General features: G+C 54.2%; 4 protein-coding genes and 1 tRNA gene. 2 read left to right on the top strand and 3 right to left on the bottom strand.

The window, feature by feature from the left end:
* Positions 1 to 725: 725 nt before the first annotated feature.
* Entirely contained in the window at positions 726 to 2,726 is a 2,001-nt protein-coding gene (locus FN828_RS19925; protein WP_142495069.1) for an ATP-dependent nuclease, read from the top strand.
* Positions 2,727 to 4,580 carry a UvrD-helicase domain-containing protein gene (locus FN828_RS19920; protein WP_142495068.1) on the top strand — a complete coding sequence of 618 codons (1,854 nt, stop codon included), beginning with the start codon at positions 2,727 to 2,729 and terminating at the stop codon, positions 4,578 to 4,580.
* 419 nt (positions 4,581 to 4,999) lie between these two features.
* Here the strand turns inward: FN828_RS19920 and FN828_RS19915 are convergent, their stop codons facing one another.
* The 3 genes from FN828_RS19915 to FN828_RS19905 all read right to left on the bottom strand — a co-directional run bounded on the left by FN828_RS19915 (position 5,000) and on the right by FN828_RS19905 (position 8,020).
* The gene (locus FN828_RS19915) at positions 5,000 to 6,379 is read right to left on the bottom strand and encodes an exodeoxyribonuclease I (protein ID WP_142495067.1); all 1,380 of its coding nucleotides are present in this window, start codon (positions 6,377 to 6,379) and stop codon (positions 5,000 to 5,002) included.
* Positions 6,380 to 6,675: 296 nt separating this feature from the next.
* Positions 6,676 to 7,398: a hypothetical protein gene (locus FN828_RS19910; protein WP_142495066.1), complete on the bottom strand. Its 723-nt coding sequence runs from the start codon at positions 7,396 to 7,398 to the stop codon at positions 6,676 to 6,678.
* 545 nt (positions 7,399 to 7,943) lie between these two features.
* Positions 7,944 to 8,020 (bottom strand) — tRNA-Met (locus tag FN828_RS19905).
* Positions 8,021 to 8,126 lie beyond the last annotated feature (106 nt).

Raw genomic sequence — 8,126 nt, 5'->3', positions numbered from 1 at the left:
GGGAAAGAACGGTCGCAGCCGCGCCATCTGTTCGTCGGTCAGCCAAAATAGATTGCTCATGATACCCCCTGAAAGTTTGGGGATTTGAAGCATGCGACCAATGCGATCTCAAGCCGATTAATGGGTCCTGAGCCTAGCGAGTTCTCAACCAGATAGCGGACGATCCAGTGCGGAGTGAACAGCTGCGTCGCGGCCGGGATGTTCTCGGCCGTGATCTTCTGGTTCTGGGGGTGAATACCATTGTCACCAGCCCCGCTGCGCGATCTGAAAGCTCCGCGCTTCGGACCATTGCGAAACTTGTGCCGATCGGCGATCGGCCCCCTTGATTCGAGTTCGACGTCAAAAGTTTCAGTAAGGAGCTATAAAGCCCCCTGAAATTTCAGGGAGATTGGTGCGATAGTGCCGCAGTTGGTCAGGTTGATTTTTGCCAAGGGCTTGCTGCTCAGGAAACCTTCCCGAACCATGTAACTTCAGTAGTCGATGAGCTCGATCAGCCCGAGAGTTGCCGTTGCATCTGAATGCGGAGTGTGCATTGCTGTTGCGGCAGAGATGCAGTCACGCCTTGCGATCGAGCACTGCGGCCGCTAGGGCCAGCGTATATGTGAAAATTGATCCGACCTTTATGAGGCAGTCTCTGATCACGGCGCCTTCTTTTAGAAGCACCGCGAATTTAGCGTCGTCTGGACGACTTGAGGTTAGCAATTTAATGAAAGAGACGCGGGGCGATGTATTTAGAGTCACTTACCATTCGCAATTTTCGCTGCTTCGGCGATACACCGGTGACGATCCGCTTCAAGCCTGGAACTAACGCCTTCGTCGGAACCAATGGTGCTGGGAAGACTGCGGCACTCGAAGCTCTGAAACGTCTTTTTTCGGCGACACCGGCTGATCGTCAAATCCGCCGGTCCGATATCCACTTCGGTCCGGGCGAGAGTGCTATTACTCTGGACAGACGAGAGGTCGCAATCGATGCGATCTTCGGCTTCGAAACTACGGCTGATGTTTCTTCGGTCTTCAACGATCTCTTTTTCAACGCAGAGGATACCTCTGTGAAGGTGCGCATCCGTCTGGAGGCGCTGTATCAAAAGTCAGAGTCCGTCGAAGACAACGTCGAGGTGGTGTACTACTCAGTTAAGACGACCGACGAGGTCCCGTTCGGACCGGACGATGAGCGGAAGACCCGTATCTCCCGTCCAACGCAATACGCCGAAGTGGTTTATATCCCAGCACATCGGGATTCCCGGGGTGTTAGCCAGTATGCTTTGAAAAACGTTCTTCAGCGGCTTGAGTATTCCGCAGACTGGGACCCTGCGACGAAGACAAAGTCGCAACAGTTTGCCCAAGATCTGGAGGCAAACCTCAATGCCACTGAGGCAATCACTTCGATCACCACAACTTTGAGAGGGTTTTGGTCGAAGCTCCATGATGGCCACTACGATGCCCAACCGGCATTGAGTGTGGTGGCGGTTGAGTTTGAAAAGCTCATCCGAGAGCTGACGCTGAAGTTTGATAAAGCTCCAGGCGGCGGCATCCGCCAACTCGGAGAACTGAGTGAAGGACAGATGTCCCTGCTCTACTTCGCCCTATCGGCCACGCTACATAACCTGATCTGGGATATGCAAAAAAAGCTGCCCGGCTCGGTTAAGGGGTTTAAAGCAGCGGATTTCACTTATCCGACGCTGACAATCTTCGCACTGGAAGAGCCGGAGAACCATCTCTCTCCATTTTACCTGCCACGCTTAATGGCTTTGCTCGACACGCTAAATGCCAGTGGGGCCGCGCAATCCGTTGTCACCAGTCACGCAACGAGCATCCTTTCACGCGTTGATCCAAAGCTCGTGCACTATTTCCGCATCTGCCCGGTCACCCTCAAGACGACAGTTCTTCCGCTGCCGCTGCCGAGGGCAGACCCTGCTGCGGACAAATTCGTGCAGCAAGTCATTCTAGCGAATCCCGAAGTCTACTTTGCCAGGCTGGTAATTATTGGAGAGGGCGACACGGAGCGCATTGTGATCCCTAAGATGGCGGAAGCGCTTGGGACCAGCCTGGACCCTTCCTTCATCGCCTACGTGTCGATTGGTGGACGGCATGCACAGCATCTTTGGCGACTTCTGAATGGTCTTCAGATCCCGCATATTACGCTGATCGATTTCGACTTGGGTCGTCACAACGGCGGGACCGGACGGATCAAAAACGCGGTGACATGGCTCACAGATCTCGGGGAGGCCTTCATTCCACAAATCCCTGTGTCGCCCCCCACAACTCCCCCAACTTTTAGAACAGCCACGACAGCCGACATACCGGACAATGCTGGTCTGTCGCCCACAACCTTTGACGGGTGGGTGAAGTGGCTACGTCACAAGGATATTTTCTACTCTTCACCACTAGATCTCGATATGATGATGATGACCGCGTTTCCAGCGGCTTATCTCACAACGACGCTGGACCCAGCGGCAGATAGGGTCAAGCTAGCCGCATCGGTGTTTGGGGAGCACGGGAAAGGAAATGCAGAGCTGAACATTGTTGGGGTGAACTACACCGACCAGGAGCTCTGGAGCTACAAGGCGCTCTTCAAATCGTCGTCCAAGCCTGGATCTCATTTGGAGGCATTTGGAAACTTAACAAAAACGCAGCTGCAAGCAGGGTGCCCGGAACCTTTGAAGGCACTGATTGAGCGCGCAGGCTATCTCATCGCGCAAAAACCCGCAGTGAAGGTGACACCATAAATGTTTGTGAAGCCAGAGGACTGGAAACCAACACCTGGAATAGCGATAGAGGGCACAGCGCTTGAGGTCGTAAAATCGACTTCATCTCTGTCGGTCTTGGCTGGACCCGGCGCCGGAAAAACCGAGCTTCTCGCTCAGCGCGCTACGTATCTTCTTAACACCGGTCTTTGCCCTAATCCTAAGCGGATTTTGGCGGTGGCGTTTAAAGCGGACGCTGCGCGCAATTTGCAAGAACGCGTTGGATTGCGATGCGATGCGCAAGAGGCGCGGCGATTTGAATCGCTAACATTGCATGCCTTTGCGAAGCGGATACTCGACCAATTTAGGGAGGCGTTGCCAGAGCCGTTACGTCCCTCTCCGGATTACAAGATCATCTTTCCCAATCGAGATTTCTGGGCAGAGTTTCAGGCCGAGCAGGTGGGAGATCATCCAGATATCCACGCATTCAATCCCACTCAATTTGGCACCCTTGTGCAAGGTGGCGTCCCTGACTTCAACGCCGTCGAGCTAACAGCACGCGACAGGCTGCGGCACCTTTGGTGGAAGACCGCTCTCGCGCATAAACCGTCACAAATCAGTTTCGACATGATGATGCTTCTGGCGATGCATATCGTGCAAACGCAACCCTTAGTGCAAAAAGCTATTGCTGGCACTTACACTTACGTGTTCCTGGATGAGTTCCAAGACGTAACTAGGCAACAATACGACCTCATCCGCCGCATCTTCAAAGAGACACCCTCTGTTCTGACCGCCGTTGGTGACACAAATCAGGCGATCATGGGCTGGGCTGGGGCTTTGCCTGATATCTTCAGTACGTTCGGAGAAGATTTCGGCGCTGAGAACCGCAAGCTGCTATTCAACTATCGTTCTAACTCCAAGATCGTCGCCCTCATCAATGATCTTTCTGGCTTGCTTACCGATGAGCCTCCTGTCCCCACTGAAAGCGCCCGAAAAGACGATCCTCCGCCTGATGCGTTGGAAGGCTGGGTCTTCAAGACGCGTGATGCCGAGGGTGCCGGTATTTCGAATTTTATCAAGGCATCACTTGAGGAGAACCCAGAGCTTCGACCACATGACTTCGTGATTCTCACACGCCTCTATGCAAACCAGCTGGAAGATAGATTGTTGTTGCACTTTGTTTCGAGCGGAATTCGGCTTCGGAACGAAGCAAGGCAAATCGGCCCGCTTGCAATTCAGGACATCGTAAAAGATCCTGTTTTTCTTTTCCTCACAGCACTTCTTAAAATGGCCTATGGGGTCAGGGATGGCAGCCCTTTCCAGGTATGCCGCGACACAATCGCCAGCGTTGAGGGGCTGGATCTCTCGACAGATAGAGGCGCAGCCCGAAGCCTTCGCTTAGTCCAGGATTTGGTCGACTTCACGATTAAGGTGACAAAGGAAAAGACGCCCGCCGACTTTGACATTGCACAGTTGATATCGGTGGCATTACCTGACGATCGCCGGGAGAGATTGACCAGGGTGTATGCAGATTACAGGAACCGGGCCTATCTGGAGGCAGTGATCGAAGCTTGCGCAGCATTCTACAACGAGAGTGCCGATGGTGCGCCGGATTGGCGGACGCTGATAGGCAATCTCGAAGGCCGGGATGCTGTGAAGATTATGACGATCCACAAGTCCAAGGGCCTTGAATATCACACGGTGATCTTCGTGGAGTTCAACGACGACGCGTTCTGGAAAAACGCCGACGACGTCAACGTCTTCTTTGTTGCCCTATCACGTGCAAGAGAACGTGTCAGATTCACGTTAGCACTCGATTCAAAGGGCTTTGCTAACGTCGAACGGTTTCTCACCAAGCTGCAGGAATCTGGCGTAAACTTTAAGGAAGTAGTGTAGGGCCGCTATGACAGGAGTGATGAACGGCACCTCGATTAATGGACAGAGGCCTGGCTCGACACGGTGCGCTGCCATCTACGTCGGGACCCAACGGGAGCGCGTTAACGGCTCCCTTGCCAAGATTGCGACATCTGCCGCACATCTTGCATTTCGTAGAGCTGTCTCCATGACTATGTATCACCCCATTGAATTCTAATTTAGAGTGATCGGTTTTTCGGTTTCCTTCAATTGCGATGCTGCAGGCCATCAGTCGGCTTTCCGCCAAACCTACCAGATGCTGCCCGTGCAAAGCTACCGTAACCCATCCAAATTGGCCCCCGACAGCCCCACATTTGCGGTATTTGTACGGTGGAATTTTCTTTTTCCACCAGCTAACCGAGGCGAGATATCGCGCCCGAATACTGTAAGTGTTGGGGTTCCTACGCACCACCTGCAAACCGCGCGCACAGAAATGACGCAATCGCGTCAAGCTCATTGGGCTCTGCAGCACCGGCAGCACGCAAATCGCCTAGTGCGGCCTCCGCTTTTTCGAAGGTCATCCATTCGGTTTCAGGGGCGTCAGGCGCCGACCACTTATCACGCAGATAGGCTTTGAAGAGCGCCATCTCGTCTGCTGTCAGCAGTTCAGGGCTGTAAAACGCCACCAAACGCCGACCGAGCTGACGAAGCCGAGCGTCTGAAAGGTTCGCGACTATTTCTTGGCGCCGCGGCCACGTCGCAAATTGAAAATCTTGTAAAAGCTGCTTGTCGGCGTTGGAGTAGAATTCCCCATAGATTTGCCGTTCAACCGGCTTGGGCGGAGCGTCGGGACCTTCGGCGAAGCGATCGGCCATTGCCGCGCCCACACGCTGGCGAAACTCAGGGGCGTTGGCGATGACCGCTGCTCGGCGCAGATGCTCTGCACTGGGCGCTGTGTGTTCGAGGAGAGCGGGTGCTTTGTTCGTGGACACGCCTCTAATGATTTTCGGCGTGGCATCAACTGCGGCGAAGATCGCCTCATCCGAGGCCTCGAGGAACTCGGCTGGGTCCGCGGCATCCAGATCGAAAAACGCCGCCTGCGCGCTGTTGCCGTGGGAGTAACCGCAGAAACAGCCCACGTAGGATCGCGGCTCACCGCCGCCAAAGCGCGTGACCAACTCGTAGGGCCGAAAGCTTTCAAGCTTTGCCTGCACACGCGCCTTATGGGCGTTGTCGATCAATTCATACCAAAGCGCTGGGCTACGCGTTACGATCAGACGTGCGATGTGGATGGTCGCCTCAACGTCCCCCAGGGCATCATGTGCGTTGTGGGCATTAAAGCCATTTGCAGGCGCCAGCCGATCAAGCTTGAAGCTCCGCCGGCCTGTATCGTCGCTAGGCCAGATCAACAGATCAGGCTGTCGGGCATAAGCGGCATAGACTGCAGGCAGGATGTCTAAGCGCGTGTTTCCGTTGAACTGCGTGGCGTAAATGTTCGGCGACAGGTTCTGGTAGAAGGTCTGCCGCAGCACCTCCTCGTCGAACTTCAACGTGTTGTAGCCCACCCAGATCGCCGGCGCCCATCGCCCGGTGAGCTCGGCCACCTGCTGCGAAAACTCAAACAGCGACGGCAGGCTTGGGTCTATCAATTGATCAGGGGTGACCCGGGTCACAACCAACGCTTGCGGTGAAGGCAAAATATGGGGCGCCAACCGGCAGCGGATGTTGACCCGATCCTTTTCCACGAAATTCTCATCCGTCCAGATCGCGGCGAACTGCAGCGGCTGGTCGAACTCGGGCGAGATCCCCGTGGTTTCAAGATCGTAGAAGACAAAATCCATGATGGGTTTCTACACCCTATCATGAGGCAAATCCATCTTCAGGCACCGCTGATTCAATACAACCATTTCCTTCCCAACGCTCAGTAGCGTCCACGTTGATAGGGAAACTGGTTGGCAACAACGGCCTGTGCGTTGTCGCCAAGACGCTGCGTTGGCAGCTAAAGAAGGTGAAAGTCTTTGACGGCAACATTAAGGGATATTCCGTTGGCAACGGAGTTTGATGGTAATGAACCACCATCAAATTTCAGGGACGACAACTTAGGTCAGAAATGATCAGCGAAATCCACTGCCGCTGATCACTGAACGTTTACGGGTTGCAGCATCTCATCCGTATCGAGCTTGAGCGCGCTGCGCCAAAGCTGGGTCTTGAAGACGTGACACGCGTGCTTGCCCGGGCTGTTGTCACGGGTCTCCATCAACAGTCCCGCCCACTCAAGCGGCCGCAAGACACATGATGAGAATGCGCCCATCGCCCGCCATCCTGCGGTGTGCCAATCCTCTGGCTCGCCATAGAAGGCCTGGTACAAAGCTGCCTCAGTGGTGCCTTGGTCAGCCTCGACGTTGATGACATTCATCCAGACGTCCCATTTACCAAACGGCCGATCGTCAAAGCGCGCATAGGACGCGTGATCGATGCGGAGCACGAAGTATGGGATCAACTCGGCAAACAAGCGCCCTGGCGATCGTGCAAGCTCTGCGCCTTTCTTCGTCAACCGAAACGCCCCCTTGTAGTGCCGGCCGAGGCGCAATGAGATCAGCAGGAAGTGCAGAACCTCAAGAGGTGGAAATTCATACTCGTTGATGACCTTGTTGTAGCGGAACATTTCTTCGGCGCTTTTCCCCGGCCAATCGAAGTGTTCCACGGCCCAATGAACGAAGACGCGCTTAAACGCCTTAGTTTGGGTGAGGCCGATCGATCCATGCTCCTGGGCATATTGCAGCGTCAAAAGGGCACCGCGCAGCAGCGGCGAGCGCATTAAGTCTGGGTGATCATCAGGAAGCGTGCGGAATTCAATCATGCGCAAGTGATGCCACGAGCACAACGGCGATGCCAAGAGGCCCGTGTATGCAGGCCCAGACGAGATCGCTGAGCATCCGTGCCAGGCGCCGAATAGAAAAGTGGGATCTAGCCGACGCTCCTGGATAGGCTAAGCGTTCTGTGCGGAGATTGCCGGCTCTATTCTCCGCGAATAATGCGGCTTTTGTTCTTGCCAGTGCGGAGAAAAAGTTGGATTATCCCCGCACATTTTGCGGAGTATGTGATGCAAATCTGGGAACGAGACACCTGGCCCAACCTTACTTGGCAAGCCGGCGGTCGCAGCACGAGCTACGAGCTGGTTCTGTAACGCGAACAGATCGAATTGTCAGGCATCACCCTACCAAACCGATCCGTTCCAATATGCCCGAACATCATCGACCGTCTTTGCGTTCGGCTGATTACCAATGATTACGGCTTTTCTGGGTGTGCGACTCGCCAAACGTTGACATGGCGTTGACATGAAACGCGCCTATAATTCCCCAGTATTTTACTAGGGAACTAAGCTTTTGTTTTATTTGGAAGATTTGGTTGCGGGAGTAGGATTTGAACCTACGACCTTCAGGTTATGAGCCTGACGAGCTACCGGGCTGCTCCATCCCGCGTCAATATTGTACGTATATAGAGATTATTGGTTATTGCTAGGTTTGGCGGTTACCTACTCTCCCACATCTTGAGATGCAGTACCATTGGCGTAAGAGCACTTAACTT

This window comes from Thalassovita litoralis (assembly GCF_900182725.1).
GTDB lineage: Bacteria > Pseudomonadota > Alphaproteobacteria > Rhodobacterales > Rhodobacteraceae > Thalassobius > Thalassobius litoralis.
This window is presented reverse-complemented; position numbering and strand designations above follow the sequence as displayed.